The following is a 17673-nucleotide window of genomic DNA, read 5'->3' on the forward strand; positions in this document are numbered from 1 at the left end:
GTGCCGACAACACTAGCCCGCAGTGCCGCAAAGACGGCGCGCGCACGCCTCCCCCTTCAGAGTCCGCCATGTACCCGACCGACACCGTGCAATCCCCGAGCGCCGCCCGGCCGCTCGCCGACCGGCAGCTGCGCCGGATCGTCATCGCCTCCGTCGCCGGCAACGCGATGGAGTGGTACGACTTTTTCGTGTACGGCACGGCCGCGGCGCTCGTGTTTGGCCACGTGTTCTTTCCGCCCGGCGCGTCGCCGCTCGCGGGCAGCCTCGCCGCGTTCGCGGCGTTCGCGCTCGGCTTCGTTGCACGGCCGCTGGGCGGGATCGTGTTCGGCCACGTCGGCGATCGTTACGGGCGCAAGGCGTCGCTCGTGTGGACGCTGCTGATCATGGGCGCATCGACCTTCGCGATCGGCCTGCTGCCGACCTATGCGCAGGTCGGCCTGTGGGCACCGGCGGCGCTCGTCGCGCTGCGCCTGCTGCAAGGCATTGCGTCCGGCGGCGAATGGGGCGGCGGCGTGCTGATGATCAGCGAGAACGCGCCGCCCGAGCAGCGCGGCTATTACGCCGCCTGGAGCCAGCTCGGCGTGGGCGGCGGCTTCGTGCTGTCGTCGGCCGCGTTCCTCGCCGCGCAGGCGCTGCCGGACGACGCGTTCCGCACCTGGGGCTGGCGGTTGCCGTTCCTCGCGAGCATCGCCATTTTCGCGATCGGCATCTATATCCGCCGCCATCTGCCGGAAAGCCGCGACTTCGAGCAGGCCGGCAAGCGCGGCGCGCATACGCACCTGCCGATCGTCGAGTGCATTCGCCGCCATCCGAAGGAAATCCTGCTCGCGATGGGGCTGCGCGTGGCCGAGAACGGCGGTGCCTACATCTTCCTCGCGTTCTCGCTCGTCTACGGCAAGTACGTCGGCATTCCGAACGGCGTGATGCTGACCGGCGTGATGATCGCGATGATCGTCGAGATGGGCGCGATGCTCGCGTGGGGCCGGCTGTCCGACCGGATCGGCCGCAAGCCCGTGTACCTGATCGGCGCGCTGAGCCTCGTCGCGTGCGCGTTCCCGTTCTTCTGGCTGCTCGACACGCGCGCGACGCCGCTCGTGTGGCTCGCGCTCACGGTCGGCACGGCCGTCAGCCACGGCGCGATGATCGGCACGCTGCCCGCGCTCGTCGGCGAGCTGTTCAGCACCGAGGTGCGCTACTCGGGCGTCGCGCTCGGTCACGAAGTCGCGTCGATCTTCGCGGGCGGGATGTCGCCGCTGATCGCGACCGCGCTGCTCGCGCGCTATCACGCATCGTGGCCCGTGTCGTTGTTCCTCGTCGTGCTCGGCCTCGTGACGGTCGCGACACTGTGCGTGATGCGCGAAACGCGAATCGTGGGGGCCGCTCCCGCTGCCCCCGCTGCTCCCGCTACGGACACGCGCGGCGACACGGCGTGACCATGACGCTTCGATCCGCGCAAGCGGGCCGATCCGCGCCGGCAGGCGGCGAGCACGACGGCCGGCACAGCCGTTCCCGGCGCGTGTCGCCGCTCGCGCTCGCCAACCCGACGCGCTGCCTAGTTGCCGCCCTCCCGCCGCGCGCCGTCGAACGCCGGCGCGAGTCCCAGGTGATCGAGCAGCCGCGCGAATTCGCCGAGCCGCTGCCGCATGTAGGCGGGCACGTCGACCTCGGCGTAGTCGTGGAAGCCCGCACCCGTGCGCACGCCGTCGCGCCCGGCTTCCATGTTGCGCACGACGCTCGCGGCCGGTGCGAAACGCGGGCCGATCTCGCCGGCCAGGTACGTCGACGCGTAGTACAGGATGTCGCAGCCACCCCAGTCGATGAATTCGAGCAGCCCGAGCACCGCGAAGCGCGGGCCGAAGCCGGTGCGGATCGCCGTGTCGATGTCCGCCGCGCTCGCGACGCCCTCCTCGACCATCCGCGCGGCCTCGTTCATCGCGAGCGCCTGGATGCGCGGCACGATATAGCCGGGTGCGGGCCCGCAGATCACCGGCTTCTTGCCGACCCGTTCGAGCAACGCGGCGAGCGTATCGACTACAGTTTGATCGGTCGCATCGCCGCGGCTGATTTCGACGAGCGGCATCAGCAGCGCGGGGTTCAGCCAGTGCGCGTTCAGCATCCGCGCCGGGTGCGCGACATGGCGCTGCAACTCGGTGACGACGAACGTCGACGTCGTCGACGCGATCGTTGCATGCGCATCGACATGCGCGCCGAGCCAGCGCAGCGCGTCGGCCTTCGCGTCGAGCACTTCGGGCAGTGCCTCGAACACGATGTCGGCCTGGCGCACCGCTTCGGCTGCACCGTCCCGGGCGACGAGCGCGATGCGCGCGACCACGGCTTCCGCCTGCGCGGCGTCGATGCGGCCGAGCGCGACCTGCGCGTGCAGCGGCCTCTCGATCTCGTCGCGCGTGCGTGCCTCGAATGCACGCCATCCGGCCGCGTCGCGCGGCTTGAAGTCGACCAGCGTCACGTCGAGCCCCGCGAACGCGAACACGAGCGCGATCCCCTGCCCCATGCGCCCCGCGCCGAGCACGTGGACGCGCGTCACATCGGCGGCCGCCTTCATGCCGCGTACCCCGCGTCGAGCAGCGCGCGCATCGCGTCCTTCGACAGCGCGGCAAGCCCGAGCCGCTCCAGCGTGCGGCCTTCCGCGTACAGGTCGCGCACCGCGACCGCGCTCGCGATGCTCAGCAGCCCCTGCGCGACGGGCGTCGGTACGCCGGCCCAGCGCCCGCACGACACGATGAGCGACAGCCCGAGCCGGGTGTCCTCGAGCATGTAGCGATGCGTGCGCAGATCGATCTTCTCGCGCCAGTCGCCGCTATCGGTCAGCTTGCCGTGCGCGCCGCGCCCGTACATCCATTCGTCGCCGTCGGCCGCATAGTGATCCGCGAGCGGGAAATGCGGTGCGCGGTAACCGAGCGCTTCACGCACCGCGATGCGCTCGGCGTCGAGCGCGTTCGTCACGCGGCGGATCGCCGGTTGCGTGCCTTCGTTGTGGATGTCCCACGCGTCGAAGTGTTCGAGCGGCCCGGCGTTCATCAGGATCAGCGGCGGATGGATCACCGGCCCCGCGTTCATCAGCGCGCCGGACAACGCATCCTCGACCGGTTCGACCGACGGATAGCCCGCGCGCAGCACGTCGAACGCCCAGCCGGCCGCATTCGCCGGAAACACACCGGTCGGCAGGCGCGTCGCATACGCGCTGATCACGACCTCGTTGTCGCCATGCTTGCGCACCAGGTACGGCAGCGTGCCCGTCTCGGCGAAGGCGATACGCGAACGGTTGCCGGCGTCGGCCGCCGCACGTGCGAACACGTTGCTGCCGAACGTGCCGGGCGGCAGGAACACGACCTGGCCGTCCTCCAGCAGCGGTGCAACCTGTGCGGCGAGCGCGTCGTGCGAGGTGGCCGGCAGCGGCACCACGACGAGCCGCGCGCCGCGCAGCGCGGCCGCGAGATCGTCGGTCAGGCAGATCGCGCCGGGCGCGTCGCCGAGCGGCACCGTGCGCTTGCCGCGATAGTCGGCCACGTTCAGCACGCCGAGCTCGCGCAGCCGTGCATGCGGCTCGCGATCGCGCCGCCACCACGTCACGTCATGGCCCTTCTCGAGCAGGTCGATGGCCGCCGCATGGCAGCCGTGGCCGCCGCCCAGAACACATACCTTCATCATCGTCTCCGGTTGATCGAGTGTGACCGAGACTACGCGGCCGCCCCCGCCGCGTCGCTTCAAAACGCGCAACGGCACGCCCGTTCGCGCAACACAATCGCGGCGCGGCGCATGCGCCGCCCGCGCGTGCCGACACGCCGACACATCCGACCCGAGGCCCACGAATGGATATCGCCCTTTCCCGCCATGCGCCGAACCGGCTCGGCACGCTTCACGCGCCCGATGAAGTCGAACGCGCCGTCGCGCATCGGCTCGGGCCGCACCGGATGGCCGCGCGCGGCCGCGATCCGTTTCATGCCGAGCTATACGAAGTGCCGCTGCATCACGGCGCGCTGCTCGAACTCTGCTACGGCCGCGAAACGCGCATCGATTTCGGCAGCGACACCGGTCATTTCCTGTTCAGGCTGACGCTCGCGGGCGCATGCGAGCTGCAGGCTGGCGCCGTCGTCGCGCAGGCGGGCCCCGGCGAGCTGACCGTGTCGTCGCCCGCGCTCGCGAGCCGCCTGAGCACGAGCCCCGATTGCCGCAACCTCGTGCTGCGGCTCGAACGCGGCGCGCTCGAACGCAAGCTGCAGGACATGCTGAACGCAACGCTCACGCGGCCGCTGCAGTTCGAACTCGCGGCCGGCGGCACGGGCACAGGCGCCGCACTCGTGCTGCCGACCTTCGAATACCTGTGCCGGCTCGGCGCGCAGCCGGGTATCGGCACGGCCGCGACCACCTTCGGCGCCGATCTCACCGCGTGGCTGATGTCGCTGCTGCTCACGCACCTGCCGCACTCGTACAGCGACGCGCTCGCACGCGGCACCCCGCTGCTACCGGCGCACGTGCGCCGCGCGTGCGACCACGTCGACGCGCACCTCGGCGAACCGCTCGCGCTGGCCACGCTGGCGGCCGTCGCGGGCGTCGCGCCGCGCACGCTGCAGCATGCGTTTCGCGCGTTCCTGCACACCACGCCGGCAGCGTACGTGCGCGAGCGCCGGCTCGCCGCCGTGCACGCCGCACTGCAACACGGCGACGCGCGCAGCGTGACCGACGTGCTGATCGCGCACGGCATCCATGGCTTCGGCCATTTCGCGAAGGCGTATGCGCGGCGTTACGGCCATGCGCCTTCCGTCACCGCGAGGCAATCCCGATGACGCACGCCGCAACCGGCCGCCCGGCGGCCTCGACCCGCGCCGAATCCGCGCCGCACGACAGCGACGCGTCCGAACTGCGCGTGCAGGATCTCGATCTCAACTTGCTGAAGACGTTTCGCGCGGTCTACGAGGAGCGGCACGTCGGCCGTGCGGCGCTGCGGCTCGGCGTCACGCAGCCGTCCGTCAGCCATGCGCTCGGCCGGCTGCGGCTGATGTTCCGCGACGCGCTGTTCGTGCGCACCGGCACCGGTGTCGAGCCGACGCCGCGCGCGCAGCGGCTCGCGCTATCGGTCGACAAGGCGCTCGCGATCCTGCAGGACGTGCTCGACGAAGGCTCGCGCTTCACGCCCGACAGCACGCAGCGCGTGTTCCGCCTGCACATGAGCGATTTCGCCGCGAGCGCGTTCCTGCCGACGCTGCTCGCCGCCTTCGACCACCGCGCGCCGGGCGCGGTGATCGAGACGCTGCACGTCGACGAAGGCCAGCTCAACGTCGCGCTCGAATCGGGGCGCATCGACTTCGCGCTCGGGCATTTCGCCGACGCGTCGAGCCACTTCCAGCGTACCGCGCTGCTGCACGAGCGCTGCGTGCTGCTGATGCCGCGCCGCACTGCACAGCGTGTCGCACTGCCCGACGATTACGTGCTCGACGGCGCGGCACCCGATACGCTGCGCTTCGTCGCGGTCACGTCGCATCCGCAATCGATGCAGCTGCTGGAACGGCACGGGCTGATGCCGCGCGTGCGCGCGGCGCTACCCGATTTCATGGTGGTGCCCGCGCTGCTGCAGGACGGCGACTATGCGCTGATCCTGCCGGAGACGATCGCGATCACGTTCGCGGCACGGCAGCCGTGCGCGCTGTACGAGATCGCCGAGGCCGGCGAATGGGCCGTCAATGCGTACTGGCACCGGCGCTTCGACGCCGACCCCGGCCATCGCTGGCTGCGCGCGCTGCTGCTCGAACTGTTCAGCATCGGCCAGCAGGCGCCGTTCGACACATGGCTCGCGCCGCAGCCGCCCGCCTGCGCATAACAGCGCCAACGACGCGAGCGGCGCAAGCGGGCACCGGCGCGCGCCGGTCAGAACGACGTGAGGATGCCCGCGACGATCGAGCTCGCCGTTGCCCCCGGTTGGGCGACGGCGACGCCGCCGCCCGCCGCACCGTTGACGACGAAGCGCGCATGCGCGCCGTTGCGCACCATCGCGGCGCCCGTGTACAGCACCGTGCGCTTCGACAGCGGATAGTCGAAGCGGATGCCGTACGAATCGGCGTTACCGTCGCTGTCCCCGACCTTGCGGTAGTGGCCGACACTCAGCAGCAGCGACGCGCGCCCGATCGGCACCGTCGCGCTCAGCTCCATGATGTCGCTGTGCGGATACGCGCTCTGGCTGTCGATCGCGGTCGCGACGTCTGGGCCGCCGCGATGACGCATGTACAGCGCGGCGACCTTCACGACATTGAAATCGTACGAAATCGCGCCCAGCGTGTAGTTGCCGTTCGCGGCCGGGCTCGTGTCGCCGAGCGTGGCTGCCGCCACCGGGCTGAACTTCTGCTGCATGTAGTCGACGTCGACCGACAGGCCGCCGCGCACGTAGTTGAGCCCCGCGCCATACGTATCGCCGAGCGTCGCCGGCTGCCCGGCCGCGCCGTTGGTGCCGCGCGCGGCCATCGCGCGCAGGATGAAACCCGCGTAGCGCGGCGACGTATAGCGCATCGAATTGCGCACGCGCAGGAACGCGGGCCCGACGAAGTTGTTGGTCGCGTTGCCCCACGCGAGCCCTGCGCCGAGGCCCGGCAGGCTGTACGTGACGAGTGTGGTGTGCAGGATCGTGTAAAGCTCGCCGAACTGCACGCCGCCGAACGGCCCGGTGATGCCGACCCACGCTTCACGGCCGAACAGCGCGCTGCTGTTCGACAACGCACCGCTGCCCGCGTTGAAGCCGTCTTCGAGCTTGAAGATCGTCGCGTAACCGCCGCCGAGATCCTCGACACCCTTCAGCCCCCACTGCGATGCCCACAGGTTGCCGCTGCCCATGCGCGTCACGTGGTTCGGCCCGGCGTTCGCGTATTCGATCGCGGTGTCGACGCGGCCGTAGAGCGTCACGCTCGATTGTGCAAATGTGGGCAGCGCCGCGCAGGCAAGCAGCGCGGCAAGCGGTACGGCAAGCCGGTCGGCCCGCCCGTTCGTTTGGTTCATCGTCGTCGTCCCGTAGATATTGCCGCGCCTGTCTGTATCGCGCCGCATGGTGTGAAGCGCGTTCGCCGCGAAGGGCCAACGCTGCCGATCAAAACCGGGCCGAGTCTAGGAACGACAATTTCAGACGTCGACGCAATGCGCTCTATAACGCTTATAGATGCGCCGCATGATGCGTGCGCGCCCCGCCGCAAGCGCGCCGCGCGGCGGCCGGCGCGCAAGACCCTGGTGTTTTCTTTATCCGGGTCGGTAAATGTCCGTGTGGCGCGGCTGTCACTCCGGCTATGGCGGCCGAATTTGGCCGACTACGCTGCGTCTCCGACACGTGCCCCCCGCACGCTTTCGCGCCGCGCCGGCGCCCGGCCCGCAAGGCCGCTGCCGCGCATCCCCACCGCCCGCTCCTGGAGAATCCGCATGTCCGCATCCACGGCCCGCGCTGCCGACGGCAAGCGCTATACGTACGAATGGTATGTCGTCGTCATCTGCATGCTCGCGTACGTCTTTTCGTTCGTCGACCGCCAGGTCCTCGTGCTGATGATCGAGCCGATCAAGCGCGACCTGCACCTGTCCGACACGCAGTTCAGCTTGCTGAACGGCTTCGCGTTCTCGCTGTTCTATGCGGTGATGGGGCTGCCCGTCGCGTATCTCGCCGATCGCTACGCGCGCCCGCGGATCATCTCGCTCGGCATCGCGCTGTGGAGCGTCGCGACCGCCGCGTGCGGGCTCAGCCAGCATTTCGTGCAGATGTTCATCGCGCGCATGGGCGTGGGTGTCGGCGAAGCCGCGCTGTCGCCCGGCGCCTATTCGATGCTGGCCGACTACTTTCCGAAGGAGAAGCTCGGGCGCGCGATCGCCGTGTATTCGCTCGGCTCGTTCATCGGCGGCGGCGTCGCGTTCCTGATCGGCGGCTACGTGATCGCGCTGCTCAAGCATGCGAGCGCCTTTACGCTGCCGGTGGTCGGGCAGGTTCATGCGTGGCAGGTCACGTTCCTGATCGTCGGGCTGCCGGGGCTGCTGGTCGCACTGCTGTTCGCGGCGACCGTGCGCGACCCGCAGCGCAAGGGGCTCGCGCAGGATCGCTCGGGCGCCGTGCGGCGCGTGTCGATGCGCGATTCGCTGCGCTTCGTCGGCTCGCATCGCGCGACCTTCGCGTGCCATTACCTCGGCTTTTCGTTCTACGCGATGACGCTGTACTGCCTGCTGAGCTGGACGCCCGCGTTCTATATCCGCCGCTTCGGGATGACGGCGGTCGAAGCCGGCTACACGCTCGGCATCGTGCTGCTGGTCGCGAACACGGCCGGCGTGTTCTGCGGCGGCTGGCTCAACGACTGGATGCTGCGGCGTGGCCGCAGCGACGCGCCGATGCGTGCCGGCGCGATCGGCGCCGCGTGCATGGTGATTCCCGCGACGCTGTTCACGCAACTCGACTCGCTGCCCGCTTCGCTCGCGATGCTCGTCGTCGCGATGTTCTTCGCGTCGTTCCCGATGCCGACGTCGACCGCCGCCATGCAGACACTCGCGCCGAACCAGATGCGCGCGCAGATTTCCGCGCTGTTCCTGCTCGTATCGAACCTGATCGCACTCGGGATCGGTACGACCGTCGTCGCGCTGTTCACCGATCGCGTGTTCGGCGCGCCGGCGGCGGTCGGTCATTCGATGTCGATCGTCAATGTCGCGGCAGCCACGCTCGCCGCGCTGCTGCTCGCCGCCGGTTGCCGGCACTATCGCCGCAGCCTCGATCGCGAACGCAACCATGCGGCGCCGCAGGCGGCCGAAACGGCCGAGGCGGGCAATGCGGCGATCGCCGCGCGCTGAGCACCGGGCGCGCCCCGTCGCCTGACCATCATCCATCCGACTGATTCAGGCATCGCTTTTTAATCGATTTGATTTATGCGATGCCCATCCCTATTCTCGATCGCATGACGGCGCGGTGTCTGCCGCGCCGCGTTCTCCCTACCCTACGGATTACCCATGCAAGCGAACCGCCACCAGGTCCGGATCGACGCGCTGATCGACGCGGCGCAGGACATCCGCTGTTTCCGGGTTTCCCGCGTCGACGGCCAGCCGTTCGACGCGTACGAACCGGGCGCCCATATCGACGTCACCGCGCCGTCCGGCGTCACGCGGCAATACTCGCTGTGCGGCAACCCCGACGAACGCGGCAGCTATCTGTTCGCAGTGAAGAAGGAAGCGCAGTCGCGCGGCGGTTCGCGTTCGCTGCACGACGATGTGCAAGTGGGCGCCGAGCTGTCGATCGGCGCGCCGCGCAACCTGTTTCGTCTGACGGATGACGCGAGCGAGCACGTGCTGATCGCGGCCGGCATCGGCATCACGCCGCTGCTGTCGATGGCGTATGCGCTGCACACGCGCGGCGCGCGCTACCGGTTGCATTACTTCGCGCGCAGCCGCGAACACGCGGCCTTCGTCGACGAATTGTCGGCCGAGCCGTTCGCGTCGCACGTGACGTTCCACTACGGCGCCGAGCCTGACGCGCTCGCGGCCGAGCTGGGCCGCTGCGTCGAATCGGTCGACGCACGCGCACACGTCTATACGTGCGGCCCGGGGCCGTTCATGGAGGCGGTCGTCGCGGCAGCCGAGGCACGCTTGCCCGACGATTCGATCCACCTCGAACGCTTCGCGGCGGAACCGGCTGGCGCCGCTGCGGGCAATAGCGATGCCGGCGCAGGCACGGCCGATGGTTTCGAAGTACGCCTGCAGCGCAGCGGGCAATCGGTACACGTCACGCCCGGCACGTCGATCGTCGACGCGCTCGCGTGCATCGGCATCGAAGTCGACACGTCGTGCGGCGAAGGTGTGTGCGGCACCTGCATGGTGAGCGTCATCGATGGCGAGCCCGATCATCGCGACCACTGTCTCAGCAAGGCCGAGCGCGCGAGCAACACGGTGATCTGCTGCTGCGTGTCGCGTGCGCGCTCGGCGGTGCTCGTGCTCGATCTTTGACGCTGACGGCACGAGCTGCGGCCGTTCAGGACGTCTCGTGTTGTCGAAACGTCCCACGACTTCGGCCGGCAACGCGCACATCCACGCGTTGCCCTTGTCCTCATGAGTCACGCATCGTCGAAACGTCCCACGACCTCGGCCGGCAACGCGTGCATCCACGCGTTGCCCTCGCCCTCATCGGTCACGCGTTGTCGAACCGCGCGACGACCTCGGCCAGCAGCGCGCACACCCACGCGTTGCCTTCGTCCTCATGAGTCACGCATCGTCGAAACGTCCCACGACCTCGGCCGGCAACGCGCGCATCCACGCGTTGCCCTCGCCCTCATCAGTCACGCGTTGTCGAAACGCTCGACGAGTTCGGTCAGCAGCATGCGCATCCACGCGTTGCCTTCGTCTTCATGGAAATGCTCGTGCCAGTGCATCGTCACCGGCGCGGGCGGCAGCGTGACAGGCAAGTCGTACAGGCGGAACGCATTGTCGCGGTTCAGGATCTGCGCGAGCCGCTTCGGCAGCGTCGCGTACAGATCCGTGACCGACAGCACGCTCGGCAACGCGACGAAGTGCGGCACTTCGAGCGCGATGTTGCGGCCCACGCCCTGCGCGCGCAACGCATCGTCGAGCGCGTGGTGGCTGTGCTCGACCGATTTCACGTTGACGTGCGCGGCCCGCACGAACTGCTCGAGGCTCAGCGCGGCGCCGCTCGGCAACCCGCGCCGGCGGCCCGTCATGCACACATAGGTTTCCTCGAACAGCACCTGATGGCGCGTGCGCGGCATCAGCTCCGGCAGGTTGCCGATCGCGAAATCCAGCCGGCTCGCGCGCAGCGCTTCCTCGATCTCTTCCACCGGCAGCGGCTGCACGCTCAGCGTCACGCGCGGCGCGCGCTCGCGCAGCGCCTGGCAGATCGCCGGCAGGTACGCCATCTCGCCGGCATCCGACAACGACAGCCGGAACGTACGCGTGCTGGTGGCCGGATCGAAGCGCTCCGCATAGCGCAGCGCCACGCGCACCATGTCGAGCGCCTTGCCGACGATGCCCGCGAGTTCGAGCGCGACCGGTGTCGGCTGCATGCCCGAGCGCGTGCGCACGAACAGCGGATCGTCGAACAGCGTGCGCAGCCGGCCGAGCGAATAGCTGACAGCCGGCTGCGACAACGCGAGCCGCTCACCCGCCTTCGTCAGGCTGCGTTCCTCGACGATCGCCTGGAACACGCGCAACAGGTTCAGATCGAGATGATCGACCGACGTCATCGTAGCCTCCATCATTTGCCGTATTTATTGACTGGCCAATTTTAGATCAATTTGACGGATATGTAGCGAGAGACGAGACTGGGTACTCGATACCGTGCGCTGCGCGGCCCGATTTCGCGACTCTTCCCCACGACAACGATGAGCGACATTCCCTACCAGACGATCGACACCCGTGCGTTGCACGGCCTCGCGCAACCCGACCGCATTGCACCGGCGATGTATCACGATCCCGCGCTGTTCGAAGCCGAGCTCGAGCGCATCTTCTACCGCACCTGGATCTGGGTCGCGCACGAGAGCGAGCTGCCGAACCCGGGCGACTTCATCACGACGACGATCGGCCGCCAGCCGGTGATCGTCGTGCGCGACAAGACCGGCGAGATCAACGTGCTGCAGAACCGCTGCCGCCATCGCGGCGCGACCGTGTGCGAATCGCACAAGGGCAACGCGAAGGGCTTCACGTGCCCGTATCACAGCTGGTCGTACGCGCTCGACGGCACGCTGCGCGCGCTGCCGTACGGCGACGGCTACGAAGGCGTGTGCGAGAAAGGCGACCTGCCGCTCGTGAAGCTGCGCGTCGGCGTGTATCAGGGCCTGATCTTCGCGAGCTTCAACGACGCGATCGAACCGCTCGAGGATTTCCTCGGCGGCGCGAAGCCGTGGATCGACCTGTTCATGAAACAGGGCGCCGGCTACCCGATCAAGGCGAACGGCGAGCACAAGTTCAAGTTCAAGGGCAACTGGAAGATCCAGCTCGAGAACACGACCGACCTCTACCACTTCCCGGTCGTGCACAAGTCGTGGATGAAGTCGATCGACGACGAGACGGCCGCCGCGATCACGAGCTTCATGACGAGCGAGGACGCGTTCTGCCGCGGGCTCGGCAACGGCCACAGCCTCGCGGTACTGATGCCCGAGCTGATCGACCTCGACGAAGACGACGGCGCGCCGCTGCCCGAGCGCTTCGCGCCGCTCGCAGCGAAGCTTGCCGAGCGCCATTCGCCGGACGAAGTGCGCCGCATCGTGCGCTCGCTGATGGGGGTCGGCTTCAACCTGAACCTGTTCCCGAACCTTGCGCTGTCGATGGCGTTCTTCCGCGTGCTGCGGCCGATCTCGGCGAACGAAACCGAGATCCGCCACGTCGCGCTCGCGATGGACGGCGGCCCCGACGAAGCGAACCGCGAGCGACTGCGCATCCACGAGCACTTCCAGGGCCCGTTCGGCTTCGGCAGCCCCGACGACGCGGAAGCGTGGGAGCGCGTACAACGCGGCGCACATGCGGGCCCCGACGTGCCGATCCTTGTGAATCGCGGACTGAACCGCGAGACGACCGCCGCGAACGGCGAAAAGACCGCGCATGCGACCGACGAAACCGGGATGCGCGAGGCTTATCGGCAATGGCGCAACATGATGGAGCAGCAATAATGGACGACCGCAACGCCCTCTTTTCCGAGCAGACCTTCGCCCGCGCGGTCGAATTCGTGTGGCGCGAAGCCGAGATGCTCGACCGCCGCGACTATCGCGCATGGCTCGATCTGTGGGATCCGGCCGGCCACTACGTGGTGCCGATCGATCCCGACACGACCGATTTCGCCGCGACGCTGAACTACGTGTTCGACGACCAGGACATGCGCGAGAAGCGCGTGCAGCGGATGGTGTCCGGATACTCGGCATCGGCCACCGACGCGGCGCGCACGGTGCGCACCGTGTCGCGCTTCACGCTGGAAAGCGGCAGCGCCGACACCGTCGAGCTGAAATCGGCGCAGGTCGTCGTCGCATACAAGCGCGGCGTCGCGACGCTGTTCGCGGCCGACGTCACGCACAAGCTGCGCGTCGATGCCGAAGGCGAGATGCGGATCGCCGAAAAGGTCGTGCGCCTGATCGACTCGACCGAAGCGCTCAGCGCGATCGGCTTCCTGCTGTAAGCCGTCGCCGGTTCGCCGCTGCAAGTGCAAAGGTGAGCCGGCAACCTTCACCTTTCCGGACGACCATGCCCACACTTGAAGTTTTCCTGCCGGCCGGCCATGAAGATGCGTGCAAGGCCGAACTGATCGCGCGGCTCAGCGGTGCGACCGTCAACGCGATCGGCGCACCGCTCGAATCCATACGCGTGCTGCTCACCGAATTGCCCGCCACGCATATCGGCCTTGGCGGGCGCACGGCCGCCGACGGCGCGCCGCCGTCGCTGCCGGTGATCGTCGCGATCCTGATCGCCGGCCGCACCGACGAGCAGAAACGCGCGCTGATCGCGACACTTTCCGACGCCGCCGCGACCGTGCTCGATGCACCGTTGCAGGCGACGCGCGTCATCATCAAGGACATCCCGAATACCGACTTCGGGATCGGCGGCCAGACCGCACGGGCGCTGGGGCGCTGATCATGGGCCGGGCGTCGCTCCGTCATGCGCCGCGCCGTGGTGTCCGTGGTGTCCGTGGTGTCCGTGGTGTCCGTGGTGTCCGTGGTGTCCGTGGTGTCCGTGGTGTCCGTGGTGTCCGTGACGCCCGTGGTGCCCTTGGTGCCCGTGACGCGACGCAGCGGCTACGCCTGCGCTTTACCCGCGAGCGGCAGCGTCACGCGACAGTCGAGCCCGCCGCCATCGGCCGGGCTCGCGCCGATCCGGCCACCGTGGCGCGTCACGATGCTCTTGCACAGCGACAGTCCGATCCCGTTGCCGCCAACCTTCGACGACGAGAAACCGTCGAACAGCCGGTCGTGCGCGCCTTCCGCGATGCCCGGGCCATTGTCGATCACGCGCAGCTCGGCGTAGCCGGCCACGTTCGCGCTGCCGAGCGTCAGCATGCGCGGCACGCGTTCGCAACCGGCAAACGCCTCGATCGCATTGAACGCGAGATTCAGGATCACCTGCCCGATCAGCACGCGCTCGCAGCGGATCGGCAGCGGCGCATCGGCCTGCACGATCGCGACCGTCACGCCGGCCTCCTTCGCACGCAGCTCGATGAAATACGCGACGTCCGCGAGGATGTCGCGCAGGTCGGCGAGCGCGACGACCGGCTCGCGCTTCACGATGAACTCGCGCACGCTCTTGATGATCAGCGCCGCATGCTCGGCCTGCCGGTCAGCGCTGCGCAGCCCCCAGATCGCGTCGTCCACGCTGCCGCGCCCATTCAGCCGCTGCACCGCCCCTTCGATGAAATTGCGCACGGCCGCGAGCGGCTGGCTCAGCTCGTGAGCGATCACGCTCGCCATCTCGCCCATCGCGTTGTAGCGGCCTGCGTGTTCGAGCATGCGCGCTTCGGCGCGGCGGGCATCCTCGATCGCGACTTCGTCGCTCACGTCGCGGAACTGCACGAGCAGCCCGTCGAGATCGTCCTCGATCTCGACCTGCCGGCACAGGATGCGCAGCCAGCACGGCGAGCCGTCGCGCCGCACGATCCGGTAGCGCTGCGGCGCGGACGGGCAGGCGGACGGCGCATCGCGCAATTGCGCGACGAGGCGGTCGCGGTCGGCCGCGGAGCAGTAGTCGAGCACCTCGCCGAGCGCTTCGTCGGGCGCGAGCCCGAGCACGCGGCGGCCCGACTCGCTGATGAACTGCACGCCGCCGTGCGGCGTGACCACCGCGATGCCTTCGTCGAGGTCCTGCATGAACTCGCGCAGCCGCGCCTCGTAACGACGCAATTGCTGGCGCACCGCCTCTTCCGCGCTGATGTCGCGGAACTGCACCATCACGACGTCGCGCCCGCGCAGCGGCACGTAGGTGGCGGTCGCCTCGGACAGCATGTCGACGCCCGTGCGCGACCGGTAGCACCACTCGTACACCTGCGGCCCGTCGACGAGCGCGCGATCCCACGCACTCACGGCGATCTCGCGCTGGTATTTCGGCTCGGGACGCGTCATGTCCGGCGCCTTCAGCGGCAGCAGTTCCTCGACGGAAAAACCGAGCGCGATGCACGCGGCACGGTTCGCCCACACGATCGCCTTCGTCTGCGCGTCGTGCAGCAGCACGCAGGTCGTCAGCGCGTCGAGCAGCCGGTGGAAATCGTCTTCGTCGGGGAAACTCATGATCGGCTTCGGAAGAGGTCGCGCGGCATCGCGCGACCGGAAACCCAACATAGCACCGGCGCGCGCCGCCCGCATCTGAAGATTTCTTTAGCGCGGCACGGAACCTCACCAGTCGCGCGGCCCAACGCACCAATTGCTGCGTGTTTTCGGCGTTTCTAGACTGGTTGCATCGTCTTGTGCACCCCGCATTCGAACCCCAATCCGCCCCAGGAGACAGCCATGCCCCACGCCGCCCTCGCCCTCGACACCGCGCCGAGCGCCCCCCACGCGGCCGGCGAACCGGCCGCCCGGCTGTCGCCGCTCGACGCCGTGATCGAAACCGTCGCCGCGCGCCGCGAAGAATTCGACCGCCTGTCGCACGTGCCGCGCGACGTGATCGCGCTGTTCAAGCAAGCCGGCATCTATCGCGCGGGCACGCCGCGCCGCTTCGGCGGCGATGCGCTCGCGCCGACCGCGTTCCTCGACATGATCGAACGGATCGCGACCGCCGACGGCTCGGCCGCGTGGGTCGCGAGCTTCGGCTCCGCGAACGTCTATCTCGCCGCGCTGCCGCTCGAAACCCAGGCCGAGTTGTACGCGAGCGGCCCCGACCAGGTGTTCGCGGGCGGCCTGTTCCCGGTGCAGCCGGCCCAGGCCGCGCCGGGCGGCTGGTGCGTGAACGGCACGTGGAAATTCGCGAGCGGCTGCAAGGGTGCCGACTGGCTCGGCGTCGGCATCGCCGTGCCCGGCGCGCAGGATGCCGCGCCGAACAAGCCGCGCACGGCCGTGTTCCGCGCGGCCGACGTCGAGATCGTCGAGAACTGGAGCGTGGTCGGCATGCAGGGCACCGGCAGCCACGACCTGCGCGTCGACGATCGCTTCGTGCCGGAAGCGTGGACCTTCGTGCGCGGCGGCGAACCGACCGTCGACGAGCCGCTGTACCGCTACCCGACCGTCGCGTATGCGGCGCAGGTGCTGGCCGTCGTCAACCTTGGCCTCGCGCGCGCGGCGCTCGACGTCGTGAACCGGATGTCCGGTGGCCGGCAGACGACGACCGGCGCGCCGCGTCTCGCCGATCGTGCGTACTACCGGATCGAACTCGCGAAGGCCGAGGCGCAACTGCGCTCGGCGCGCGCGTTCTTCTACGACGCAACCGACACGGTGTGGCAATCGATCCTCGCGGGCAACCCCGTGACGCCCGACCAGGTCAGCCTGCTGCGGCTCGCGGCCACGCATATCGCACGCGAAGGCGCGAGCGTCGTCGAACGCGCGTACCGCCTCGGCGGCACGGCGGCGATCTACCGGTCGCATCCGCTGCAGCGGCTGCTGCGCGACGCGATGGTCGTCACGCAGCACGCGTTTCTCGGCGAGGGCAACTTCGACGGCGCCGGCGCGGTGTTCACCGGCGTGACGCCGTTTCCCGGCTATCTGTAACCTGCGTCGACCGAACTGTTTTTCAACGCGCATGAAGCCGACGCCGAACCACCTTCGCCGGCCGGTTCATGCGCCTCACCGATTCCTCTGGAGAACCTGATATGTCCGATTCGAATCCGCTGCCGCTGCGCGTCCTGTTCTGCTGCGGCGTGTCGCAAAACTTCTTCGACTTGCCGCGCGAGAAGATCGGCGAAGTGTGGCAGGCGTACGGCGCGATGCTCGCCGCCGTCGAAGCGATGCCCGGTGTGCACGTGCTCGGCGTGATGGACGACGACCGCCTCGTGGTCGGCCAGGCCGACGGCGCCCCGTGGACCTTCTACATCATGGCCGACGTCGCCGATTTCGACACGACGGTCGCCGTGTGCAACCTGTATCGCACGACGCCGGTCGGCGAATACAACCTGTGGCGCTACGGCAAGATCGAAGCACGCGTCGGCCGCGCGCTGACCGTGCCGCCGGCCGCGAAGCCCGCGTCGTGAGGCGCGCGATGACCGACCTGTCACCGGATCGGATCGACGCGCTCGTGCAGCGCGTGGCAGCGCTCGATGCCGAGCGCGCGGTGCGCGCGACGATCACGCGCTACATGGCGCTGTGCGACGTGCCCGAGGATGCCGGCGACGGCCCGTCGCTCGCCGGGCTGTTCACCGCCGATGCCGTGTGGGAGGGCATCGGCCCGCAATACGCGCAGAAGTTCGGCCGCCTCGAAGGCACGGCCGCGATCGTCACGATGCTGGGCCGCTACCTGCCGCCCGACCCGCATTTCTCGGCGAACCTGCATTTCCTGACGTCGGAGTCGATCGAGATCGGCGCCGGCAACGCAAGCGTGCGCGGCCGCTGGATCATGCTGCAGGCGTCGCGCTATGCGGACGGCACGGCCGAGCTGATCGCCGCGCGGCTGACCGTCGATTTCGCACCGGCCGCCAGCGGCTCCGCATGGCTGATCCGTCATTTCCGCACCGAACGCGTGCTCGACGGCCCGTGGCCGCTCGCCGCCGCGCCACGGTCCTGATGCTTTCCACCGCTTCCGCACGAT

16 protein-coding genes are annotated in these 17673 nt (G+C 69.0%); 11 read left to right on the forward strand and 5 right to left on the reverse strand.

What is annotated here, in order from left to right:
* Nucleotides 1-68 precede the first annotated feature (68 nt).
* Nucleotides 69-1433, forward strand: a complete 1365-nt coding sequence (locus HAV18_RS08325) for an MFS transporter (protein WP_166954622.1) — start codon at nucleotides 69-71, stop codon at nucleotides 1431-1433.
* 119 nt (nucleotides 1434-1552) lie between these two features.
* On the opposite strand, the gene HAV18_RS08330 is transcribed toward HAV18_RS08325, so the two are convergent.
* Both HAV18_RS08330 and HAV18_RS08335 read right to left on the reverse strand, forming a co-directional pair.
* Complete coding sequence (locus HAV18_RS08330) at nucleotides 1553-2563, reverse strand: 3-hydroxybutyryl-CoA dehydrogenase (protein ID WP_166954624.1); 1011 nt, start codon at nucleotides 2561-2563, stop codon at nucleotides 1553-1555.
* Nucleotides 2560-3666: an NAD/NADP-dependent octopine/nopaline dehydrogenase family protein gene (locus HAV18_RS08335; RefSeq protein ID WP_166954626.1), complete on the reverse strand. Its 1107-nt coding sequence runs from the start codon at nucleotides 3664-3666 to the stop codon at nucleotides 2560-2562. The genes HAV18_RS08330 and HAV18_RS08335 overlap by 4 nt, the downstream gene beginning before the upstream one ends.
* A gap of 164 nt (nucleotides 3667-3830) precedes the next feature.
* Between HAV18_RS08335 and HAV18_RS08340 the strand changes: the two genes are divergently transcribed.
* Nucleotides 3831-4805, forward strand: coding sequence for an AraC family transcriptional regulator (locus tag HAV18_RS08340; protein WP_166954628.1), 975 nt, complete (start codon nucleotides 3831-3833; stop codon nucleotides 4803-4805).
* Nucleotides 4802-5836, forward strand: coding sequence for a LysR family transcriptional regulator (locus HAV18_RS08345; protein ID WP_166954630.1), 1035 nt, complete (start codon nucleotides 4802-4804; stop codon nucleotides 5834-5836). Before HAV18_RS08340 ends, HAV18_RS08345 begins: the two co-directional genes overlap by 4 nt.
* A 47-nt stretch (nucleotides 5837-5883) precedes the next feature.
* Here the strand turns inward: HAV18_RS08345 and HAV18_RS08350 are convergent, their stop codons facing one another.
* Nucleotides 5884-7002, reverse strand: coding sequence for a porin (locus tag HAV18_RS08350; protein ID WP_166954632.1), 1119 nt, complete (start codon nucleotides 7000-7002; stop codon nucleotides 5884-5886).
* A gap of 411 nt (nucleotides 7003-7413) precedes the next feature.
* Between HAV18_RS08350 and HAV18_RS08355 the strand changes: the two genes are divergently transcribed.
* Nucleotides 7414-8814: an MFS transporter gene (locus HAV18_RS08355; protein ID WP_166954634.1), complete on the forward strand. Its 1401-nt coding sequence runs from the start codon at nucleotides 7414-7416 to the stop codon at nucleotides 8812-8814.
* A gap of 156 nt (nucleotides 8815-8970) precedes the next feature.
* Nucleotides 8971-9960 (forward strand): PDR/VanB family oxidoreductase, encoded by a 990-nt coding sequence (locus HAV18_RS08360; RefSeq protein ID WP_166954636.1) that lies wholly within the window; start codon nucleotides 8971-8973, stop codon nucleotides 9958-9960.
* A gap of 329 nt (nucleotides 9961-10289) precedes the next feature.
* Here HAV18_RS08360 and HAV18_RS08365 read toward each other — a convergent pair whose 3' ends face one another.
* Nucleotides 10290-11210 (reverse strand): LysR family transcriptional regulator, encoded by a 921-nt coding sequence (locus tag HAV18_RS08365; protein ID WP_166954638.1) that lies wholly within the window; start codon nucleotides 11208-11210, stop codon nucleotides 10290-10292.
* 138 nt (nucleotides 11211-11348) lie between these two features.
* Between HAV18_RS08365 and HAV18_RS08370 the strand changes: the two genes are divergently transcribed.
* From HAV18_RS08370 to HAV18_RS08380, 3 genes are all read left to right on the forward strand, one after another.
* Nucleotides 11349-12632 (forward strand): Rieske 2Fe-2S domain-containing protein, encoded by a 1284-nt coding sequence (locus tag HAV18_RS08370; protein ID WP_166954640.1) that lies wholly within the window; start codon nucleotides 11349-11351, stop codon nucleotides 12630-12632.
* Complete coding sequence (locus tag HAV18_RS08375) at nucleotides 12629-13132, forward strand: aromatic-ring-hydroxylating dioxygenase subunit beta (protein ID WP_166956674.1); 504 nt, start codon at nucleotides 12629-12631, stop codon at nucleotides 13130-13132. The genes HAV18_RS08370 and HAV18_RS08375 overlap by 4 nt, the downstream gene beginning before the upstream one ends.
* A 65-nt stretch (nucleotides 13133-13197) precedes the next feature.
* On the forward strand, nucleotides 13198-13584 hold the full coding sequence (locus HAV18_RS08380; RefSeq protein ID WP_166954641.1) for a 2-hydroxymuconate tautomerase family protein: 387 nt from the start codon (nucleotides 13198-13200) through the stop codon (nucleotides 13582-13584).
* Between the two features lie 161 nt (nucleotides 13585-13745).
* Here the strand turns inward: HAV18_RS08380 and HAV18_RS08390 are convergent, their stop codons facing one another.
* Nucleotides 13746-15302 carry an ATP-binding protein gene (locus tag HAV18_RS08390; protein ID WP_166954643.1) on the reverse strand — a complete coding sequence of 519 codons (1557 nt, stop codon included), beginning with the start codon at nucleotides 15300-15302 and terminating at the stop codon, nucleotides 13746-13748.
* Nucleotides 15303-15446: 144 nt separating this feature from the next.
* Here HAV18_RS08390 and HAV18_RS08395 point away from each other — a divergent pair, with 144 nt between their 5' ends.
* From HAV18_RS08395 to HAV18_RS08405, 3 genes are all read left to right on the forward strand, one after another.
* Nucleotides 15447-16640, forward strand: coding sequence for an acyl-CoA dehydrogenase family protein (locus HAV18_RS08395; protein WP_166954645.1), 1194 nt, complete (start codon nucleotides 15447-15449; stop codon nucleotides 16638-16640).
* Nucleotides 16641-16741: 101 nt separating this feature from the next.
* Complete coding sequence (locus HAV18_RS08400; RefSeq protein ID WP_166954647.1) at nucleotides 16742-17119, forward strand: hypothetical protein; 378 nt, start codon at nucleotides 16742-16744, stop codon at nucleotides 17117-17119.
* Nucleotides 17120-17127: 8 nt separating this feature from the next.
* Nucleotides 17128-17649: a nuclear transport factor 2 family protein gene (locus tag HAV18_RS08405; protein ID WP_166954649.1), complete on the forward strand. Its 522-nt coding sequence runs from the start codon at nucleotides 17128-17130 to the stop codon at nucleotides 17647-17649.
* The last annotated feature ends 24 nt before the right edge of the window (nucleotides 17650-17673 follow it).

It is taken from the genome of Burkholderia sp. D-99, assembly GCF_011605345.1.
Lineage (GTDB): Bacteria > Pseudomonadota > Gammaproteobacteria > Burkholderiales > Burkholderiaceae > Burkholderia.

Bases quoted from the DNA above. Each gene is read 5' to 3' on its own strand.
- HAV18_RS08325 (WP_166954622.1), top strand. From the start codon at position 69: ATGTACCCGACCGACACCGTGCAATCCCCGAGCGCCGCCCGGCCGCTC.
- HAV18_RS08330 (WP_166954624.1), bottom strand. From the start codon at position 2,563: ATGAAGGCGGCCGCCGATGTGACGCGCGTCCACGTGCTCGGCGCGGGG.
- HAV18_RS08335 (WP_166954626.1), bottom strand. From the start codon at position 3,666: ATGAAGGTATGTGTTCTGGGCGGCGGCCACGGCTGCCATGCGGCGGCC.
- HAV18_RS08340 (WP_166954628.1), top strand. From the start codon at position 3,831: ATGGATATCGCCCTTTCCCGCCATGCGCCGAACCGGCTCGGCACGCTT.
- HAV18_RS08345 (WP_166954630.1), top strand. From the start codon at position 4,802: ATGACGCACGCCGCAACCGGCCGCCCGGCGGCCTCGACCCGCGCCGAA.
- HAV18_RS08350 (WP_166954632.1), bottom strand. From the start codon at position 7,002: ATGAACCAAACGAACGGGCGGGCCGACCGGCTTGCCGTACCGCTTGCC.
- HAV18_RS08355 (WP_166954634.1), top strand. From the start codon at position 7,414: ATGTCCGCATCCACGGCCCGCGCTGCCGACGGCAAGCGCTATACGTAC.
- HAV18_RS08360 (WP_166954636.1), top strand. From the start codon at position 8,971: ATGCAAGCGAACCGCCACCAGGTCCGGATCGACGCGCTGATCGACGCG.
- HAV18_RS08365 (WP_166954638.1), bottom strand. From the start codon at position 11,210: ATGACGTCGGTCGATCATCTCGATCTGAACCTGTTGCGCGTGTTCCAG.
- HAV18_RS08370 (WP_166954640.1), top strand. From the start codon at position 11,349: ATGAGCGACATTCCCTACCAGACGATCGACACCCGTGCGTTGCACGGC.
- HAV18_RS08380 (WP_166954641.1), top strand. From the start codon at position 13,198: ATGCCCACACTTGAAGTTTTCCTGCCGGCCGGCCATGAAGATGCGTGC.
- HAV18_RS08390 (WP_166954643.1), bottom strand. From the start codon at position 15,302: ATGCGGGCGGCGCGCGCCGGTGCTATGTTGGGTTTCCGGTCGCGCGAT.
- HAV18_RS08395 (WP_166954645.1), top strand. From the start codon at position 15,447: ATGCCCCACGCCGCCCTCGCCCTCGACACCGCGCCGAGCGCCCCCCAC.
- HAV18_RS08400 (WP_166954647.1), top strand. From the start codon at position 16,742: ATGTCCGATTCGAATCCGCTGCCGCTGCGCGTCCTGTTCTGCTGCGGC.
- HAV18_RS08405 (WP_166954649.1), top strand. From the start codon at position 17,128: ATGACCGACCTGTCACCGGATCGGATCGACGCGCTCGTGCAGCGCGTG.